The organism is Amycolatopsis sp. NPDC057786, from assembly GCF_042797905.1.
In the GTDB taxonomy this organism is placed as follows: Bacteria; Actinomycetota; Actinomycetes; order Mycobacteriales; family Pseudonocardiaceae; genus Amycolatopsis.
This window is the reverse complement of record NZ_JBHVKW010000001.1, coordinates 1-17695: the sequence shown is the minus strand read 5'-3', so window position 1 is coordinate 17695 and position 17695 is coordinate 1. Positions and strand designations below refer to the sequence as shown.

Below are 17695 nucleotides of genomic sequence, written 5' to 3'. Positions count from 1 at the left end.
ATGACTCAGCTCAAGGTGACCCAGGTCAAGAGCAAGATCGGCACGAAGCACGCTCACCGCGAGTCGCTGCGCACCCTCGGGCTGCGCAAGATCCGCCAGAGCGTCGTGCGTGATGACACTCCCGAGGTGCGCGGCCTTATCCACGCCGTCCGCCACCTGGTGGAGGTCGAGGAGGTCAAGGCATGACTGCCATCAAGATCCACCACCTTCGTCCGGCTCCGGGCGCGAAGCGCGACAAGATCCGCGTCGGCCGTGGTGAGGGCTCGAAGGGCAAGACCGCCGGTCGCGGTACCAAGGGCACCAAGGCCCGGAAGAACGTGCCCGCCGGTTTCGAGGGTGGGCAGATGCCCATCCACATGCGGCTCCCGAAGCTTCGCGGCTTCAAGAACCGCTTCCGTACCGAGTACCAGCCGGTGAACGTTGGCGACATCGCCCGCGTCTTCCCGGAGGGTGGCAAGGTCGGCGCCGAGGAGCTCGTCGCGAATGGTCTGGTCCGCAAGGGCAAGCTCGTGAAGGTGCTCGGCAACGGCGACGTGAACGGCGTCAAGCTGGACGTCACCGCCGACGCTTTCTCCGGCTCCGCCAAGGAGAAGCTCTCCGCTGCCGGTGGCTCCGCCACCACGCTCTGAGCTCTCTTCGCTCGCTTCACCGAAAGGCCCGCCCGGCTCCGCCCGGCGGGCCTTTCGCTTGCGCTCCCGCGCCGACCTGCGTTTAGCGGGCTAATCGCGATCTGGCCCGTCCGCCCCGGCGCTGGCGCGCCGACCTGCGTTTAGCCCCCTAATCGCGATCCGGCGGGCAGCCGCCGCCCCCGGTCCCCGACCTGCGTTTCGCGGGCTAAACGCGCTCCGCCGGTCGCCCAGGTGCCCGCCGCCCAGATCGCGATTAGCCCGCTAAACGCAGGTCGGCCGGCAGGCCGCGGGCGTGGCGGAAGGGGGAATGAGCTGGAAGGATCGCCGGGTGGCCATACCTCCCGGGCAGGATCCGCAGCCCTTCCAGCAGCAGGACGCCCCGCCGATGGTCATATCGGTTTCAGGGCCGATGGAGCCCGCAGACGAACCGGTGCGGTCCGGCCGGCTCGAGCCCCGCAGGCTTGTCGCAGCGGGCTTGGCCGCCTTGGCCCTGGTACTGACCGCCGTAGGCTGCTTCTTCCCGCACTTCAAGACCGAACATCGGTTCGCCTTCGACGTCAGCGAACAGATCGCGATCGTATTCGTGCAAGGCGCTTGGGACACCATTGCGTATCAGAGCGCCCAACCTCCCTTCACCACGTCGACGTCGCCTATCGGCATTCCGCTCCTGGTCGCCGCAGCGCTCCTTCTGGCAGCCACGGTCGTCAGCACGCGCGTCGCCGGGCGCCGGCATCCGGGCACTTTGGACAGGTGGCTCACCACTATCGCGGCGGTGTTCCTCGCCGGTGTGGTCAGCAGCGTCGCCACGCTGGGGAGCGGACGGCAGCTGGGAGACGACATCACAGTGACCATGACGCTCGAATCGGGTATGTGGGCCCTCTTCGCAGCGGTCGCCGCCGCAGCGGGCGCCGCCGTCATGAGTCACCGCGTCCAGGATGACGAACTCCCGGTGAGTGGCGACCCGAGTCTCGCGGACATGCCCACGCCGAAGGACGGCATCTCCATCACGGTGCTCCCACCGGAGCCTCAGCCGGAGACGCCGGACTATTCGGCCTTCGCGCCTCCGCCGGATCCTGGCGCGAAAGAGCGCGATTAGCCCGCTAAACGCGCTCGCGGTCGCCGATACGGTGGGGGAGGAGGTGGCCGATGACTTGGGCGGTGGTCTTTTTCGGAGCGGCGGTCCTCGTGGCTTTTACGCCAGGGGCGAACAATCTGCTCGGCATGCACCACGGCATGACACAGGGTGCCTGGAAAGGGCTCGCCGGGCTGTTAGGCCGATTGGCCGCATTCACGGTGTTGATCGCGGCTGTCGCCGCCGGACTCGGTCAGCTCCTCGCGGCCTCGGAGCTTGCACTCACAGTGATCAAATGGGTAGGCGTCGCCTACCTGGTCTGGATCGGCGGGCGCCTGCTGTGGTCGACGTTCCGTGCCGGGCGGACCGCGCTGGTCCAGGCGCCGCGAGGCAGTGAATCCGTACCCGCGCTCCGGATCGCGAGGAAGGAATTCGTCGTCGCGATCACGAATCCCAAGGCGATCCTCATCTTCACAGCGTTCGTACCGCAGTTCATCGACGCAGCTCACGGCTCCTTTCCCGCCCAGATCGCGATTCTCGGCGCCGTTTACCTGCTCGCCGAGTTCGTGGCGGGCGCGACCTACGTCTGTGCGGGCGCGCTCGTGAAGTCGCTCCGGTTGTCCCGCCGGGCAACTCGGAACGTCGATCGCGGCACCGGCGTTGTGCTCCTCGGCATGGCGGGCGCGCTCGCCACTTCGGGCTCCTGATCACGGTGCGTTTAGCGGGCTAAACGCGATCCGGTGGCCGAAAAGTGAGGAACGACAAGGCGATCTGTCAAGGTTCCGGAGCGAGAATCGGCAGTCGATCAACCCCGCGGACCAACCTTCGTCCGGAAAACCCACACGCACTGCGGACACGCCCTGTGAAGCTGTTAGAGTCGGCGACACGCTTCGGGACGAGTGTGCCCCGAAGCGTTCCTGGCTTGTGCCAGAAAGCTGTGTGTTCCCGCCGGCCTCCGGGTCGGCCAAGCCGATCGTCGGTAAGACAGCCGACGACGCCGAGGAGGTTCCCCGCGTGCTCAGCGCCTTCCGCTCGGCTCTAGCGACGCCGGATCTACGTAAGAAGATCCTGTTCACGCTAGCCATCGTCGCGGTCTACCGAATCGGTGCCACCATCCCGGCCCCGGGCATCTCGTATTCCGCCGTGCAGCAATGCACGGAGACCGGGTCGCAGGAGGGCGTCTATCAGCTGCTGAACCTGTTCAGTGGCGGTGCACTGCTGCAGCTGTCGCTGTTCTCGACCGGCATCATGCCGTACATCACGGCGAGCATCATCGTCCAGCTTCTCACCGTGGTCATCCCGCGGTTCGAGGAACTGAAGAAAGAAGGCCAGGCCGGCCAGGGCAAGCTGACCCAGTACACCCGGTACCTGACGATCGCCCTCGCGATCCTGCAGGCGACCGGTGTGGTGGCACTCGCCGACCGCAAGCAGCTCTTCCCGCAGTGCGACACCGCGATCATCCCGGACAACAGCGTCTACACGCTGGCCATCATCGTCATCACGATGACCGCCGGTACCGCCGTCATGATGTGGCTGGGTGAGCTGATCACCGAGCGCGGCGTCGGCAACGGCATGTCCGTTCTCATCTTCCTGAACATCGCGGCCCGCATCCCGATCGAGGGTGGCAACATCCTCAGCAGCGCCGGCCCGGTGGTCTTCACCCTGATCTGTGTGTTCGGCCTGGTGATCATCGCCAGCGTCATCTTCGTCGAGCAGGGCCAGCGCCGGATCCCGGTGCAGTACGCCAAGCGCATGATCGGCCGCCGCATGTACGGCGGGACCTCGACCTACCTGCCGATCAAGGTGAACCAGGCCGGTGTCATCCCGGTCATCTTCGCCTCGTCGCTGCTCTACCTGCCGGACCTGATCAGCCGCCTCGTCGGCGACGCCAACAGCAACGCGGGTTGGCAGGTCTTCATCCAGAACTACATCGTCAACCAGTCCAGCTGGGCGCACGTCCTGCTGTACTTCGCGTTGATCATCTTCTTCACGTACTTCTACATCACGATCACGTTCAACGTGGACGAGCGTGCGGAAGAAATGAAGAAGTTCGGTGGCTTCATCCCGGGTATTCGCCCGGGTCGACCCACCGCGGAGTACCTCAGCTACGTCCTCGGCCGGATCACCCTGCCGGGCTCGCTGTACCTGGGCATCATCGCGATCCTTCCGAACTTCTTCCTGTCCGTCACCGGCAGCGGGAACAACCAGAACTTCCCGTTCGGTGGCACGGCTGTGCTGATCATGGTCGGTGTCGGTCTCGACACCGTGAAGCAGATCGAAAGCCAGCTGATGCAACGTAACTACGAAGGGTTCTTGAAGTGACGCGCCTGGTTCTCGTTGGCCCTCCTGGCGCGGGCAAAGGTACTCAGGCGGTAGCACTGTCGGAGAAGCTCCGGATCCCGCACATCTCGACCGGCGATCTGTTTCGCGCCCACGTGGGCGAGCAGACGCCGCTGGGCCAGGAGGCCAAGCGCTACCTGGATTCCGGCGAACTCGTGCCCGACTCGGTCACGAACGAGATGGTGCGCGAGCGCCTAGCCGAACCCGACGCCAAGGTCGGTTTCCTGCTCGACGGGTTCCCCCGGAACACGAAGCAGGCCGACGTCCTCGGTGAGATCCTCGGCGAGGTCGACACCAAGCTCAACGCGGTCATCCAGCTCCAGGTCTCGGAAGACGTCGTCGTCGATCGGCTGCTGTCCCGCGGCCGTTCGGACGACACCGAAGAGGTCATCCGCCGCCGTCAGCAGATCTACGTGTCCGAGACCGCTCCGCTGCTCGAGTACTACTCGGACATCCTGGTCAGGGTCGACGGCGTCGGCTCGGTCGACGAGATCTCCGCCCGCGTGCTGGAAGCGCTGCGCGACCGCACGTGAATCTCGGAGGACTGCGTGTACTGCAACGGCTTCGTCGTGGGCGCATGATCGAAATCAAGACCCCTGGCGAGCTTCAGGCGATGCGGGCCGCCGGCCTGGTCGTCTGGCGCACCCTCACCGCGGTGCGTGAGCTCGCCAAGCCGGGGGTGACCACGGCCGATCTCGACGAACTCGCCGAGCAGACGATCCGTGACGCCGGCGCGGTGCCTTCGTTCAAGGGGTATCACGGCTTCCCGGCGTCGATCTGCGCTTCGGTGAACGAGCAGATCGTGCACGGCATCCCGTCGAAGACTCAGGTCTTGAACGACGGCGACATCATCTCGGTGGACTGCGGCGCCATCCTTGACGGCTGGCACGGCGACTCGGCGGTCACTCTCGCGATCGGCGAGGTGTCGAAGGCGGATCTCGCGCTCTCGGCCGCCACCGAGGCGGCGATGTGGGCCGGGATCGCCGCGGTGTCGTCCGGTGGCCGGCTCACTGACATCTCGCACGCGGTGCAGACCGCGGCCGAGAAGGCCGGCCGGGAAGACGGCGTCGAGTACGGGATGATCATCGAGTACGGCGGCCACGGTATCGGGCGCCAGATGCATATGGACCCGTTCCTGCCGAACCTGGGCAAACCGGGCAAGGGGCCGCGGCTCAAGACCGGCATGGCGCTCGCGATCGAGCCCATGCTGACCGGTGGCGGCGGGGAGACCGTCGAGCTCGAGGACGGCTGGACCGTCGTGACCGCCGACGGCTCGCGTGCGTCGCACTGGGAGCACACCGTCGCGATCACCGACGATGGCCCGTGGGTGCTGACCGCCCCCGAAGACGCCTGACCTGGCCGTTCGCCCTCCAGATCGCGTTTAGCCCGCTAAACGCAAGTGCGCCTGACCTGCGTTTAGCCCCCTAAACGCGATCACCGGAGCGCGTTGAGCCTGCTAAAGGCGAAGGCGCCCTGGATCGCAGTTAGGCCGCTAAACGCAAGTGCGCCCGCTGGTCGGTGGAGCGCTCCGGCCTGTCGGCGTGGCGTCCGCGCGCTGGCGCCATTGGGGTACACCTCGCCCGTCGAGCGCCGCAGGTCACGGGCCCGCCGGATCGCGGTTAGCCCGCTAAACGCAGGTCGGCGCGGGCGTACGATGGTGGAGGCCGCATCAGGCGGGCTCAGGGGTCACCTAACACAGTCACCCCCGTTTGGGGCTCGCGACACGGGTTGCGTACACTGTCAAGTCGGTGTACTCATCGCGCCCGGATCCTGCGCGCTCGTGAACTCTCGCGAACGAACATTGGACCCGGGCAGGAGTGTGCCGATGCACCACCCAGCCAAGCACTCAAGCTCTGACTGATAACACAGCGTAGCGACAGGAAATGCGGAGGACATGGGCAAGAAAGACGGGGCCATCGAGGTCGAAGGCCGCGTAGTCGAGCCGCTCCCCAACGCGATGTTCCGCGTCGAGTTGGAGAACGGCCACAAGGTCCTTGCACACATCAGCGGCAAGATGCGGCAGCACTACATCCGCATCCTGCCCGAGGACAGGGTTGTCGTGGAGCTCTCGCCCTACGACTTGTCACGTGGTCGCATCGTCTACCGCTACAAGTGATCACGACGAGTTAGCACAAGCAGGAGAGCAGGAGACGTGAAGGTCCAGCCGAGCGTCAAGAAGATCTGCGACAAGTGCAAGGTGATCCGCCGTCACGGCCGGATCATGGTGATCTGCGAAAACCTGCGGCACAAGCAGCGGCAGGGCTGATCACTCGCACTCGTACAGAGTGGATTGACGGCTACACAATCTCCCCGCACCTGCCGGGCCGTGCGAACGGCCCGGTTCACCCCCGGACTTCAGGCCGGGGCCGGGACACCCGAAGCGCAAGCCGAGGGCACGACAGGCGAGTCGGTCCCGGGACCGGACGGGGAGCAGACCTGAAGATGAATTCTATGAAGGAGCATCAACGCCAATGGCACGACTCGCTGGCGTAGACCTCCCCCGCGAAAAGCGGTTGGAGATCGCGCTGACCTACATCTACGGCATCGGCCGTACCCGCTCGAAGCAGCTCATCGCGGCTGCCGAGCTCAACGCGGACACTCGCGTCAAGGATCTGAGCGATGACGACCTCGCCAAGCTGCGGGTCTACATCGAGGAGAACTTCAAGGTCGAGGGTGACCTTCGCCGTGAGGTGAACGCCGACATCCGTCGGAAGATCGAGATCGGGTGCTACGAGGGCCTTCGCTGGCGTCGCGGACTTCCCGTCCGCGGTCAGCGCACCAAGACGAACGCCCGCACCCGTAAGGGTCCGAAGAAGACGGTCGCCGGCAAGAAGAAGGCTGGCAAGAAGTGAGCGTCCAGGGCAAGAAGGTCGTGCGGATGGGCGGCGTTCACCGCCGTGGCTCGGCTTGTGTCTCGCCCAAGGCGCTCTACGCCCGCCCGATGGCGCTCCGCAACCTGTACACCGACGCCGGTTCGATCATCCGGCGCGGCCAGGCCGAAGCGGTCGCCGCTCACCAAGAGAACGCGCGCTAACAGGAGAACCCTCAAAACATGCCACCGAAGTCTCGTACTGCGGCTGGGGCCAAGAAGGTCCGCCGTAAGGAAAAGAAGAATGTCGCGCACGGTCACGCGCACATCAAGAGCACCTTCAACAACACCATCGTCTCGATCACGGACCCGACCGGTGCCGTGATCGCGTGGGCGTCGAGTGGTCACGTGGGCTTCAAGGGCTCGCGTAAGTCCACCCCGTTCGCCGCGCAGATGGCCGCCGAGAACGCCGCCCGCAAGGCTGCCGAGCACGGCATGAAGAAGGTCGACGTCTTCGTGAAGGGCCCGGGTTCGGGCCGCGAGACGGCGATCCGCTCGCTGCAGGCGGCCGGCCTCGAGGTCGGCACCATCCAGGACGTGACCCCGCAGCCTCACAACGGCTGCCGCCCGCCCAAGCGGCGCCGGGTCTGAGGAACGGGGAGGAGTAAGAAGAAATGGCTCGTTACACCGGCCCCGCGACGCGTATTTCGCGTCGCCTCAAGGTTGACCTCATCGGCGGCGACCAGGCTTTCGAGCGTCGCCCCTACCCGCCGGGCCAGCACGGCCGCGGGCGCATCAAGGAGTCCGAGTACCTCCTGCAGTCGCAGGAGAAGCAGAAGGCTCGCTACACCTACGGCGTTCTCGAGCGTCAGTTCGTCCGGTACTACAAGGAAGCCGTCCGGCGTCCGGGTAAGACCGGTGAGAACCTGCTGCAGATCCTCGAGTCCCGGCTGGACAACGTGATCTACCGCGCCGGCATCGCCCGCACCCGCCGTCAGGCGCGTCAGCTGGTGAGCCACGGCCACTTCCTGGTCAACGGCGTCAAGGTCAACGTCCCGTCCTACCAGGTCACGAAGTGGGACATCATCGACGTGCGGCCGAAGTCGTTCGCGATGCTGCCCTTCGTCGCGGCCAAGGAGTCCTTCGGCGAGCGTCCCGTTCCCGCGTGGCTCCAGGTCGTTCCGTCCAACCTCCGTGTGCTGGTCCACCAGCTCCCGGAGCGCGCTCAGATCGATGTTCCGGTCCAGGAACAGCTGATCGTCGAGCTCTACTCGAAGTGATCCATCACCGGGCCGGGGAAACCCCGGCCCGGTGTGGGCACGGGCGGCGGCGCCCGGAGTGCGCCGCCGTTTCGCCATCCCTTTCGGTGTCATATGGCGGGCGCCGTTTGGAAAGGAATTAGGAAAGATGCTGATTTCCCAGCGGCCGGCTCTCGGCGAAGAGACGGTCAACGAGACCCGCTCCCGGTTCACCATCGAACCGCTGGAGCCCGGCTTCGGCTACACGCTCGGCAACTCGCTGCGGCGCACGCTGCTGTCGTCCATTCCTGGCGCGGCCGTGACGAGCATCCGCATCGACGGCGTGCTGCACGAGTTCACCACCGTTCCCGGGGTGAAGGAAGACGTCACCGACATCATCCTGAACCTCAAGGAGCTCGTGGTCTCGTCGGAAGAGGACGAGCCGGTCACCATGTACCTGCGCAAGCAGGGCCCCGGTGAGGTCACCGCCGCCGACATCGTGCCCCCGGCCGGTGTCACCGTGCACAACCCGGATCTGCACATCGCGTCGCTGAACGGCAAGGGCAAGCTCGAGATCGAGCTCGTCGTCGAGCGCGGCCGCGGTTACGTTCCGGCCCTGCAGAACAAGCAGGCGGGCGCGGAGATCGGCCGGATCCCGGTCGACTCCATCTACTCCCCGGTGCTGAAGGTGACCTACAAGGTCGAGGCGACCCGTGTCGAGCAGCGCACCGACTTCGACAAGCTGATCCTGGACGTGGAGACGAAGCCGTCGATCACGCCGCGGGACGCTGTCGCGTCGGCCGGTAAGACGCTGGTGGAGCTGTTCGGTCTCGCGCGCGAGCTGAACGTCGACGCCGAGGGCATCGAGATCGGCCCGTCGCCGCAGGAGGCGGACACCATCGCCGCCTACGCGATGCCGATCGAGGACCTGGACCTCACCGTCCGGTCGTACAACTGCCTCAAGCGCGAGGGCATCCACACCGTCGGCGAACTGGTCTCGCGCAGCGAGGCCGACCTGCTGGACATCCGCAACTTCGGTGCGAAGTCGATCGACGAGGTCAAGCTCAAGCTCGTCGGTCTCGGCCTCGCGCTGAAGGACAGCCCGCCCGGGTTCGACCCGACCGCGGCTGCGGCCAGCTACGACGGTGAAGGCTGGTCCGAGGGCGTCGACAGCATCACGGACGGAATTTCGGACAACGGCCACGACGATGGCCAGGACTACGCAGAGACGGAGCAGCTGTAAGGCCAGCTTCGGCTCCCTCACCGGTAGGGGTGGGGGAGCCCCGGCCTCCAGCTGTGAGCTGAACGAGGAGAACCGATGCCCACCCCCACAAAGGGACCCCGTCTCGGCGGGTCGCCCGCGCACGAACGGCTGATCCTGGCCAACCTGGCCACCCAGCTGTTCGAGCACGGCAAGATCACGACGACCGAGGCGAAGGCCCGGCGGGTGCGCCCGCTGGCCGAGAAGCTGATCACGAAGGCGAAGCGGGGCGACCTGCACAACCGTCGTCAGATCCAGCGCATCGTGCGCGACAAGGACGTCGTGCACAAGCTGATCGCCGAGATCGGTCCGTTCTTCGCGGAGCGTCCGGGTGGCTACACCCGGATCACCAAGACGATGGCGCGTAAGGGCGACAACGCCCCCATGGCCGTCATCGAGCTGGTGGCCGAGAAGACCGTCACCGCCGAGGCCGAGGCCGCGCGCAAGACGAAGTTCGCCAAGGACGAGCCGAAGGCTGCCGCCCCGGCCGCCGAGGAGACCACCGACGCCCCTGAGGTTGCCGACAAGGCCGCCACCGAGGCTTCGGAGGCCACCGAGGCTCCCGCCGCCGACGAGGCCGCTGAGGCCCCCGCCGCGGACGCGGACAACAAGAAGGACTGACGTCCTGACGGCACCGAACACCCCGGACGAGCCCGCCACTCCCACTGCGGAGGGCGGGCTCGTTCGTCTGCGTCTGGACATCGCCTACGACGGCACCGATTTCTCCGGCTGGGCGCGACAGCCCGGACGGCGCACGGTGCAGGGAGTCCTCGAAGAGGCGCTCGCGAAGCAGCCTCCAGGAGCCTCGGTCCCGAAGTCCGTCGTCGTCGCCGGCCGCACCGATGCCGGTGTGCACGCGGCCGGCCAGGTGGTCCACGTCGACGTGTCGCCTTTAGGGGGCAAAACGCGATCCGGCCGCCTGGAAGTGGACGAGCAGGGCATTCCTGACCTGGGACGGATGCGTCACCGCTGGAATCGGTACCTGCCGGGCGACGTGCGGGTGCTGGATGCCCGGATTGCGGCGCCCGGGTTCGACGCACGGTTCTCGGCCGTGCGGCGTCACTATCTTTACCGCGTTTCTGACGCGCCGTGGGGCGTGGATCCGTTGCGGCGTCACGACACCCTGGCCTGGGGCCGTCCGCTCTCGATCGACGCGATGAACGAGGCGTCGACGGCTCTCCTTGGCCTTCAGGACTTTGCGGCCTTCTGCAAGCAGCGTGAGGGCGGGACGACCATCCGCGAGCTGCAGCGGCTTGAATGGCGGCGAACCGGGCCGCACGCGGTCGAGGTCTCTGTCTCCGCCGACGCGTTCTGCCATTCGATGGTCCGCAGCCTGGTGGGGGCACTGCTCTTGGTGGGCGACGGGCGCCGTCCGCTGGGCTGGCCCGGTGACGTTCTGGAGAGCCGGACGCGCGACAGCGCCGTGGCTCCCGCGCACGGCCTGACGTTGATGGCGGTCGACTACCCGCCGGACGCGGAACTCGCCTCCCGTGCCGATCAAACGCGCGCCATGCGCACTCCCTCCTGACCCGGCCGTGGCGCGGTTAGCGGGCTAAACGCGCCACGGCGGCGCGCCCGCCAGACGGACTCGACGATGCCTCTGAAGTCGTTCGCCAGGTCCTCCGCGGTGACGATGACGAAATGCCAGCCTTCGGCCTCCACACGTCTTCGGCGCTTTCGGTCGTGGGCTCGTTGCTTCGCCGTGTTGTGCCATCGCCCGTCGTATTCGACGGCGACCTTGAACTTCTCGTCCCCCAAGTCGAGGCGAGCGAGGAAGCGACCGGCTCGGTCGGTGACCTCAAGCTGAGGCGTCGCCGTGATGCCGCCGGCGGCCAGTACGATGCGGACTTCCGATTCCGGAGGCGACTCGGCGCGAGGGTCGGACAGCCGTAAAGCATGTCTGGCCAAGCGGATTCCCCTGTTGCGGCGACCGTAGAACTCCCTGTTGAGATGCAGATCGGTCAGGCTCTCGGCTCTCATGAACTGATCCAGATCCGGCACGCCGATGCGAAGCCGTCGTACCCAGCCGGATTTGCGGGGAGAAAGCCGGAGCAGCAGATCCAGGGCGATTCGGCTTTTCCGCGCGATGCGAATGCCGTTCCACGGCCTCGATTCTTCGGGTTTGACTTCGGTACGCCGGACCTTGATGCCGACTATCGGGCCGAAGCGGTATTTCTCCGGCACGACCATCTCGACCGGATCGTTGGGGTTGGCCAGTTCGACGCCTTGAACGGTCGCGGCCGATCGCCCGGTCAGCACCGCTTCGGGAGGCGCCAGCAACGCGGCTCCCCGGCAGCGCAACTCGTGTGTGACCTCGACATCAGCGCGCGTGTAGACGTCCTGGAACAGCCTTCGGACACTCGAGCCGCGTAGCTGGCTGGCCGTGATGAGGCCCGCTTTGCGCGCTTCTGAGCCGCGGAAGACGTCGGGAAGATGAGATGAATCGAAGGGTTTGGTCATGTCGACACAGTGATCGACCTGACCGACAACCCATGGCCGAGTCCGCCTCTTCGGGGGTGCTTTATCCACAACCCCCGGCTTATCCACAGCCAGCGCGATTACCCCTTGACGGACAAATCCCACGCCCCGGATCGCGTTTAGCGGCCTAACCGTGACGCGGGCAGGACGCAAAACGGGGGCACCGTCCGAAAAGGACAGTGCCCCCGCGGAGCACGATTAGCCCGCTAAAGTCGACGCGGGCCGGGTTAGTCGCCGCGGCGCACGGGACCCAGGATCTGCTGCTCTTTCGCCGTGGTGACCAGGCGAAGTGGGCGCCAGAGGTTCCGGCCCAGAGCGACGACCTGGTCGTCCTTCAACGTCGTGAGCTGCTTCATCATCTGGGGCGGGAGCCGCCAGATCCGGGCGGCCAGCTCGGCCTGTCCCGGCGGGAGCCGCTGCATCAGCACCAGGTCGGCCGCGTTCGCGGTCGCCCCGGCCTGCGGATGCAGGTACGGCAGCACGTAGATCGTCGTCTGCCACGGCGACCGCGGCGGGAACAGGTCCTGCGGCGTCGGTCCACCATCCGTCACCACGAGCAGGGGCGCGTCCTCGGAGGGCCGCGGAAGGTCCACCGGCGACAGCCGCCGGATCTGCACCAGCGGCGAAGGCCTGCCGTTGGGCTGGTTCCCAGCGGCCTGGGGGAGCACCTGCCACGCGGCAGGCCGCCCGGTCGCCACGACGACCCACGCTCCGACAGCCATCGCCCGCAGCGCCACCTGGCGAGCCAGGTAGAGACCACCGACGAGCACGATCCGGGTCGGCGCCGAGCGCAGCGCGGAAATCGTCAGCGGCTCGCCTTTGAGCCCGGAGCCGAGGACGATCCCGCCGCGATCACCGGAAGGGCTGATCGCGTCGAGCATCGCCGGGTCGACGGTGAATTCCGGGGCGACACCGGCGCTCTGGCCTGCGTCGCGCATACGGGTGCTCATGCCGTGCCTCCGATCGGCAAAGTCGCGGAGAACCCGGAGATCTGCAGGCCGCGCAGCGGCGTCAGCGTCACACCCAGCCGATCCGAGATGCCCTGTAGCCGCTGGTCGGCCGCGTCCAGTTCACGCGGGTTCCGCGCGCTCAGGCGAACGATTCCCCGCAGGCCGATCTTGCCTTCGTCCGCGGACGGCGAGATCGACATCGCCACCGTCGCCGACAGCGCGCGGACACTGGTCAACGCGTTCAGGCTGCCGCTGATCTTGCCCTTCGGCCAGCTGGTGATGGCGTAGCTCGCGTGTCCGATACCGGCAGCGGTGACGCCGGTCCAGCGTTCCTGCAGGCCGACCTTCCCCTGCGAACCGGCGACCGCGGTGAGTTCCGCGGCCGAAATGCTGGACCGCAGCAGCTCGTCCGGGTCGAGCGGCCGCGTCGGCACGCCCTGCGATTCCAAGGCGTTGCGCACCCGCGAAAGCGCGCCGATCAGGGCGCGATGCGCACCCACGACGCCGCCGCCGCGTTCGCGGATGGCGGCCGGGCACCGGCGCGGGTCGAGCCTGATGGCGACCCACGTCGTCCGCCGAGCGGCCGCGGGAAGCGGGCCGAGCACCTCCATGTAGGAGCTGAGGGCAGGCGAATCCGACGGAAGCGCGGCGCTGCCCGGGTAGCAGTGCCAGATCATCTGGATCGAGTCGAGGACCACACCGCGGTCTTCGAGGCACGGCGCGAGCGCGGACAGCGGCAGGCTCGGCGCTCCACCCGCCTGGGTGATCAGCGCGGGCGCGGGTTCGACGAGCAGGACGGCGGTCCACGTCCCGTCGTTCCACGCGATGCCGACCTGCTGGCGTTCGTGGTCCACGCCGTGCGCGACGACGAGATCGGGAACGGCGAGGCGAAGCAGGTTCACGCGGGCGTCGTCGGGACCGGTGACGGCGTCCTCCTCGGCCGCGAGCGACTCGATGCTGCTCGGCGGAAGCGGATTCGCCACCCGATCGTGCGAACGGAACGTGTACCGCATGGTGAGTCCAGCCCATTGGGTGAACCAACGGCCGCCCCAGCGCAGGAACGCGATGATGATCGCGAACGCGAGCACGCCGATCGCGACCCACTTCATCTTCATGTCGATCGCGAGCAGGACGAGGCCGATCGCGAGCCCGAGTTCGAGCACGACCAGGTTCGCCACGGGCAGCGGGCCGAGGTTGATCCCGCCGGTCCGGCGTCGCGCGGGCGCGGCGATCCGTACCGCCGGAGTGGGCGGAGGACCGGACTGCGGGCCGGGGCCGCCGGACGGAGGACCGCCCGGGCCACCTGGCCCTCCAGGCCCACCGGGACCGCCCGGACCACCAGGTCCGCCGGGGCCCTTGGGCCCTCCAGGTCCACCAGGACCCTGCGGTCCGCCAGGTCCTCCAGGGCCCCCGGGACCGCGAGGAACACCGGGACCTCCCGGGCCTCCGGCCGGGCCGCCCGGGCCACCCGGTCTGCCGGGCCTTGGCGGCGGTCCCGGCGGACGACCAGGAGGTTGCGACCCCGGAGGGCCGGGCGGACGTGGAGGAGTGGTGACGGACATCCGCGCTTTCTCTTCCCCTCGTGCTTGCTGCGTACCCGGAAAGCCGGTCCCGAGGAACTTGACACTAGCTGGAGTTGGTAGAAACCCCACACCAGACGGTCCCCGTACGGCTATCCTGCGGAACCGTACCGCGACGGGGAGGACTGTAGGTCGAGAATGCCATCAACACCGACTACTAAGTCTCAAGTTCAGGCTTATCAGTTCGTTCTGCGACGGATGCAATCCGCGCTGGTCCGTCGTGACGCCGTCATGCTCCACGACCCGATGCGCACGCACACGCGGGCCACCATCGTGGGTGTCGTGCTGGCCGCGTTGGGGGTACTGGTCTTCGTCATCTGGGGCCTGCTGAGCCCGAAGCCGTCCGTGCCCGACGCGGGCAACATCGTCATCGGTGAGCAGTCCGGAACGGTCTACGTCGTGGCCGGGAATCCGAAGAAACTGATCCCGACCTTCAACCTCGCTTCCGCGCGGCTGCTGATCATCGCGCAGTCGAAGCAGGGGGCGCAGCAGGCGGGCGCCAAGCCTTCCGGGCCCACACAGGCCTCCGAAGTGAAGAACCCCACAGTCGTCTCGGACGAACAGCTGAAGAACATCCCCCGCGGTCAGCTCATGGGTATTCCGAACGGCCCGCAGCTGATGCCGACGGATACCCAGCGGGTCTCCCCGGACTGGGGTGTGTGCGATGAGGTCATGTACGACCCGTCGGTGCCCCAGCCGGACCTCACGAAGACGGAGACGACCGTCTACGCGGGGGTGAAGCAGCTCGGAAGCCGGGAACTCGGGCAGAACGAAGCCTTGCTGGCCAAGGGTGCCAACGGCCGCGAGTACCTGATCTACCGGCAGAAGCCGGACCCGAACGTCCGGAACGCGAACGCGGTCAAGGCAGAGATCCAGCCTGACGCCGACGCCGTCCGGTCCGCGCTGAAGCTGCCCAATCAGCCCCGCGGTATCTCGCAAGGCCTCCTGGACGCGATCCCCGAGGTGCCGGAGCTGAAGCTCCCGGACGTCCCGGGCAAGGGGGAGAACCCGAACTACGAAATCGAAGGCATGAGGGTCGGCGACGTGTTCTCCACGGAGCAGGCCGAAGGGCGGAAGGACTTCTACCTCATCACGAGGGAAGGCATCCAGGCCATCTCCCCGGCCGTCGCGGACATCGTGCAGACCGGGAAGAACGACGGCAGCACGTCGGTCAAGTCCGTGCCGCTCGGCGCGATCCGCAACCTCACACGGGTCTCCCAGGTCGTCGAGCTCGACGCGTACCCCCAGACCGTGCCGACGGTGCTCAACGCGACCCAGGGTTCGCGCGTCTCCTGCCTGAGCTGGTCCATCACCGGCGACGGCGCCTCACGGGACGCGCACACGGCCGTCTTCGTCGACGACAAGCTGCCGAAGGGCAGGAACGCCGACGGATCCGCTCCCGGCGTCAAGATCGGTACCCCCGGTCCGGTGGGCGCGCCGATCAACAGCTTCTACATGGAGCCCGGTTTCGCGGCTGTGGTCCAGTCGGCGACCGGCAAGGAGACCTTCGACAAGGGGCCGATCCAGCTGATCTCCGATCGCGGGATCCGATACGGCGTCCCCGACGCCGTCACGGCGGACTCGATCGGGCTCAACAAGCGGGTGCCGGCGCCCGAGTCCATCATCAGGATCCTGCCCACCGGCGCTTCGCTGAACACGCAGGACGTGCTCCGGACGTTCGACACGGTGCCGATCGACGACAGGGCGGGTTCGGTCGCCACGCAGTCGCAGGCTCCGGCGGGTAACTGATCAAGGGAACCCCCCGGACGGCGCGAGCGTCTCAACGCCCGAGCGGAATCGGGTGAGTGGAGGGGTGCAGTGGCCGGCCTGAAGATCGACGGCGACGTCGTCGGTGACTACGCGAAACGGGTGGACGCGGCCGCCGGAGAGCTCGACCTGGCGGCCGCTGAGGTGACGGGCGCGGGCGTCACCGTGGAGTCCCATGGCGCGCTGGGGGAGGAACTGGGCCTCGGCGCGTCCTACGGGCGTGCGGCCGAAGCCATCCGGCGTCAGCTGGTGGAAGGCGCGGCCGCGCTGAGGTCGGCGTCCGAGGCCCTGCACACCGTGACCGCGCGGCACGCCGGGCACGACGACGAGGCCGCGCAGACGATCAAGCGCGCAGTGGAGCTCTGAACCGCATGATCGCCGAATCGGAGAACCCGACGGATTCCATCCCGCACCCGATGGCGGCCGCACGCGCTACGGCTCCCGAGGCGCCCCCGATCGCGTTTAGCCCGCTAAACGCGACGGGGTCGGGCGGCGAGGAGCTGATCGAGGCCGCGGCACCGCATCTCGCCTTCGTCTCGGAGCTGTCCGGGCATCTGGGGCTGATCGATCCGGTCGAGACCTACCTGACCCCGCTGGCGGGGCGCTGGGAGGACTTGAAGGTCGAGGCGGACCTGCTCCGGAAAGCGGCGAAGTCCGCGGGCAACGTCTCGAAAGAACTGTCGGAGGATCTCGGTCGTCTCGACGCCGGGTGGTCCGGCAAGGACGCCGACGCCTTCGTCGCGTACATCGTGGACATCAACGCCGCCGGCTCCGACGTCGAAGACGCCCTCACCACGCTGGCGAGCTCGCTCGACGAACTGGTGCTGTCGATCCGCCGCATCCTGACCGACCTCGTCGAGGTCCTGGTCGACACGGCGGAACTGACCTCCGAGACCGCGATGCTGCCGGTCGGCGGCGTCCGGCGGGCGCGGACCCAGCTGGAGGAGGCGCAGGAGTCGGCCAAAGCGCTCTACGAAGCCGCGCGCAACGTCCTCGAAGGTTTCGTGCGGTTTTGTGACGGCGTCGACGATCCTGACGCCGGTTCGCGGAGCATTTCGATCGCGCACCGGTACCCGCAGGACGAATTCAAGCTTCACGACGAGTCCGAGGCGCAGGGCGCGCCGGTGCCTGAGAAGGCTTCAGCCGAGGCGGATTCCGGTGCGGCGGCCGAAGAGCAGTCGACATCGCCGTCCGCGGCCGATGGTAGGCAGACCGGGTCACAGGAGCCGCTGATCGAGCAGGGACAGGCACTGGTGCCGGAGGTCGCGCCCGTTCAGGCCGCCCCGGCTCAGGGGCAGGGGGTCACCGGGACCGGATCGGCGATGATGCCGATGGGGATGGCGCCGATGATGGGGATGGGCGGCATGGGCGGAGGCCAGACGGCTCACCAGTCCAAGACACGGCCCGCCTCGAAGCCGTCTGACGTGGTCGGTGAGCCTGGCCAGGTCGTCCCGCCCGTGATCGGCGAGGACGAGAAGCCAGCGAAGCCCGCGCCGAAGCCCAAGCCCGCCAAGTAGCAGAGCGACTTTCGCGGGCTAACTGCGATCTGGGTGGCCCAGATCCCAGTTAGC

The 17695-nt window shown here is 67.4% G+C and carries 22 protein-coding genes; 19 read left to right on the top strand and 3 right to left on the bottom strand.

Annotated elements, in window-relative coordinates; all coding sequences use genetic code 11:
* From rpmD to truA, 16 genes are all read left to right on the top strand, one after another.
* Window positions 1-186 carry a 50S ribosomal protein L30 gene (rpmD, locus tag ACFVM3_RS00110; protein ID WP_378434148.1) on the top strand — a complete coding sequence of 62 codons (186 nt, stop codon included), beginning with the start codon at window positions 1-3 and terminating at the stop codon, window positions 184-186.
* Window positions 183-629, top strand: a complete 447-nt coding sequence (gene rplO, locus ACFVM3_RS00105; protein WP_034304258.1) for a 50S ribosomal protein L15 — start codon at window positions 183-185, stop codon at window positions 627-629. Before rpmD ends, rplO begins: the two co-directional genes overlap by 4 nt.
* A gap of 307 nt (window positions 630-936) precedes the next feature.
* The gene (locus tag ACFVM3_RS00100; protein ID WP_378434146.1) at window positions 937-1725 is read left to right on the top strand and encodes a hypothetical protein; all 789 of its coding nucleotides are present in this window, start codon (window positions 937-939) and stop codon (window positions 1723-1725) included.
* A gap of 50 nt (window positions 1726-1775) precedes the next feature.
* Window positions 1776-2408 (top strand): LysE family translocator, encoded by a 633-nt coding sequence (locus tag ACFVM3_RS00095; protein ID WP_378434145.1) that lies wholly within the window; start codon window positions 1776-1778, stop codon window positions 2406-2408.
* Window positions 2409-2715: 307 nt separating this feature from the next.
* Window positions 2716-4023: a preprotein translocase subunit SecY gene (gene secY / locus ACFVM3_RS00090; protein ID WP_034304262.1), complete on the top strand. Its 1308-nt coding sequence runs from the start codon at window positions 2716-2718 to the stop codon at window positions 4021-4023.
* On the top strand, window positions 4020-4574 hold the full coding sequence (locus tag ACFVM3_RS00085; RefSeq protein WP_378434143.1) for an adenylate kinase: 555 nt from the start codon (window positions 4020-4022) through the stop codon (window positions 4572-4574). Before secY ends, ACFVM3_RS00085 begins: the two co-directional genes overlap by 4 nt.
* 44 nt (window positions 4575-4618) lie before the next feature.
* On the top strand, window positions 4619-5395 hold the full coding sequence (map, locus tag ACFVM3_RS00080; protein ID WP_378434141.1) for a type I methionyl aminopeptidase: 777 nt from the start codon (window positions 4619-4621) through the stop codon (window positions 5393-5395).
* 540 nt (window positions 5396-5935) lie between these two features.
* Window positions 5936-6157, top strand: coding sequence for a translation initiation factor IF-1 (infA, locus tag ACFVM3_RS00075; RefSeq protein ID WP_005166804.1), 222 nt, complete (start codon window positions 5936-5938; stop codon window positions 6155-6157).
* A gap of 36 nt (window positions 6158-6193) precedes the next feature.
* The gene (rpmJ, locus tag ACFVM3_RS00070) at window positions 6194-6307 is read left to right on the top strand and encodes a 50S ribosomal protein L36 (protein WP_004558882.1); all 114 of its coding nucleotides are present in this window, start codon (window positions 6194-6196) and stop codon (window positions 6305-6307) included.
* 205 nt (window positions 6308-6512) lie between these two features.
* On the top strand, window positions 6513-6893 hold the full coding sequence (rpsM, locus tag ACFVM3_RS00065; RefSeq protein WP_005166805.1) for a 30S ribosomal protein S13: 381 nt from the start codon (window positions 6513-6515) through the stop codon (window positions 6891-6893).
* Window positions 6890-7075, top strand: a complete 186-nt coding sequence (locus ACFVM3_RS00060) for a hypothetical protein (RefSeq protein WP_005166807.1) — start codon at window positions 6890-6892, stop codon at window positions 7073-7075. The genes rpsM and ACFVM3_RS00060 overlap by 4 nt, the downstream gene beginning before the upstream one ends.
* Before the next feature lie 18 nt (window positions 7076-7093).
* Window positions 7094-7501, top strand: coding sequence for a 30S ribosomal protein S11 (rpsK, locus tag ACFVM3_RS00055; RefSeq protein ID WP_004558885.1), 408 nt, complete (start codon window positions 7094-7096; stop codon window positions 7499-7501).
* A gap of 23 nt (window positions 7502-7524) precedes the next feature.
* Complete coding sequence (gene rpsD / locus ACFVM3_RS00050; protein ID WP_007031054.1) at window positions 7525-8130, top strand: 30S ribosomal protein S4; 606 nt, start codon at window positions 7525-7527, stop codon at window positions 8128-8130.
* A 127-nt stretch (window positions 8131-8257) separates the two neighbouring features.
* Window positions 8258-9331 carry a DNA-directed RNA polymerase subunit alpha gene (locus ACFVM3_RS00045; protein ID WP_005166811.1) on the top strand — a complete coding sequence of 358 codons (1074 nt, stop codon included), beginning with the start codon at window positions 8258-8260 and terminating at the stop codon, window positions 9329-9331.
* A gap of 75 nt (window positions 9332-9406) precedes the next feature.
* Window positions 9407-9970 (top strand): 50S ribosomal protein L17, encoded by a 564-nt coding sequence (gene rplQ / locus ACFVM3_RS00040; protein WP_378434139.1) that lies wholly within the window; start codon window positions 9407-9409, stop codon window positions 9968-9970.
* A gap of 73 nt (window positions 9971-10043) precedes the next feature.
* On the top strand, window positions 10044-10877 hold the full coding sequence (gene truA / locus ACFVM3_RS00035) for a tRNA pseudouridine(38-40) synthase TruA (RefSeq protein WP_378434579.1): 834 nt from the start codon (window positions 10044-10046) through the stop codon (window positions 10875-10877).
* Here truA and ACFVM3_RS00030 read toward each other — a convergent pair.
* The 3 genes from ACFVM3_RS00030 to eccE all read right to left on the bottom strand — a co-directional run bounded on the left by ACFVM3_RS00030 (window position 10847) and on the right by eccE (window position 13955).
* Window positions 10847-11809: an endonuclease domain-containing protein gene (locus tag ACFVM3_RS00030; RefSeq protein WP_378434138.1), complete on the bottom strand. Its 963-nt coding sequence runs from the start codon at window positions 11807-11809 to the stop codon at window positions 10847-10849. The genes truA and ACFVM3_RS00030 overlap by 31 nt on opposite strands.
* A 245-nt stretch (window positions 11810-12054) precedes the next feature.
* Window positions 12055-12777: a hypothetical protein gene (locus ACFVM3_RS00025; protein WP_378434136.1), complete on the bottom strand. Its 723-nt coding sequence runs from the start codon at window positions 12775-12777 to the stop codon at window positions 12055-12057.
* A complete protein-coding gene (eccE, locus tag ACFVM3_RS00020) occupies window positions 12774-13955 on the bottom strand; it encodes a type VII secretion protein EccE (protein ID WP_378434134.1) in 1182 nt (393 codons plus the stop codon). The genes ACFVM3_RS00025 and eccE overlap by 4 nt, the downstream gene beginning before the upstream one ends.
* 540 nt (window positions 13956-14495) lie before the next feature.
* Here eccE and eccB point away from each other — a divergent pair.
* The 3 genes from eccB (at window position 14496) to ACFVM3_RS00005 (ending at window position 17641) form a co-directional block, all read left to right on the top strand.
* Window positions 14496-16106, top strand: a complete 1611-nt coding sequence (eccB, locus tag ACFVM3_RS00015; RefSeq protein WP_378434132.1) for a type VII secretion protein EccB — start codon at window positions 14496-14498, stop codon at window positions 16104-16106.
* A 69-nt stretch (window positions 16107-16175) separates the two neighbouring features.
* Window positions 16176-16490, top strand: coding sequence for a hypothetical protein (locus ACFVM3_RS00010; RefSeq protein ID WP_378434130.1), 315 nt, complete (start codon window positions 16176-16178; stop codon window positions 16488-16490).
* A 5-nt stretch (window positions 16491-16495) separates the two neighbouring features.
* On the top strand, window positions 16496-17641 hold the full coding sequence (locus ACFVM3_RS00005; protein WP_378434128.1) for a WXG100 family type VII secretion target: 1146 nt from the start codon (window positions 16496-16498) through the stop codon (window positions 17639-17641).
* Window positions 17642-17695 lie beyond the last annotated feature (54 nt).

Bases quoted from the DNA above. Each gene is read 5' to 3' on its own strand.
- rpmD (WP_378434148.1), top strand. From the start codon at position 1: ATGACTCAGCTCAAGGTGACCCAGGTCAAGAGCAAGATCGGCACGAAG.
- rplO (WP_034304258.1), top strand. From the start codon at position 183: ATGACTGCCATCAAGATCCACCACCTTCGTCCGGCTCCGGGCGCGAAG.
- ACFVM3_RS00100 (WP_378434146.1), top strand. From the start codon at position 937: ATGAGCTGGAAGGATCGCCGGGTGGCCATACCTCCCGGGCAGGATCCG.
- ACFVM3_RS00095 (WP_378434145.1), top strand. From the start codon at position 1,776: ATGACTTGGGCGGTGGTCTTTTTCGGAGCGGCGGTCCTCGTGGCTTTT.
- map (WP_378434141.1), top strand. From the start codon at position 4,619: ATGATCGAAATCAAGACCCCTGGCGAGCTTCAGGCGATGCGGGCCGCC.
- infA (WP_005166804.1), top strand. From the start codon at position 5,936: ATGGGCAAGAAAGACGGGGCCATCGAGGTCGAAGGCCGCGTAGTCGAG.
- rpsM (WP_005166805.1), top strand. From the start codon at position 6,513: ATGGCACGACTCGCTGGCGTAGACCTCCCCCGCGAAAAGCGGTTGGAG.
- rpsK (WP_004558885.1), top strand. From the start codon at position 7,094: ATGCCACCGAAGTCTCGTACTGCGGCTGGGGCCAAGAAGGTCCGCCGT.
- rpsD (WP_007031054.1), top strand. From the start codon at position 7,525: ATGGCTCGTTACACCGGCCCCGCGACGCGTATTTCGCGTCGCCTCAAG.
- ACFVM3_RS00045 (WP_005166811.1), top strand. From the start codon at position 8,258: ATGCTGATTTCCCAGCGGCCGGCTCTCGGCGAAGAGACGGTCAACGAG.
- rplQ (WP_378434139.1), top strand. From the start codon at position 9,407: ATGCCCACCCCCACAAAGGGACCCCGTCTCGGCGGGTCGCCCGCGCAC.
- ACFVM3_RS00030 (WP_378434138.1), bottom strand. From the start codon at position 11,809: ATGACCAAACCCTTCGATTCATCTCATCTTCCCGACGTCTTCCGCGGC.
- ACFVM3_RS00025 (WP_378434136.1), bottom strand. From the start codon at position 12,777: ATGAGCACCCGTATGCGCGACGCAGGCCAGAGCGCCGGTGTCGCCCCG.
- eccB (WP_378434132.1), top strand. From the start codon at position 14,496: ATGCCATCAACACCGACTACTAAGTCTCAAGTTCAGGCTTATCAGTTC.
- ACFVM3_RS00005 (WP_378434128.1), top strand. From the start codon at position 16,496: ATGATCGCCGAATCGGAGAACCCGACGGATTCCATCCCGCACCCGATG.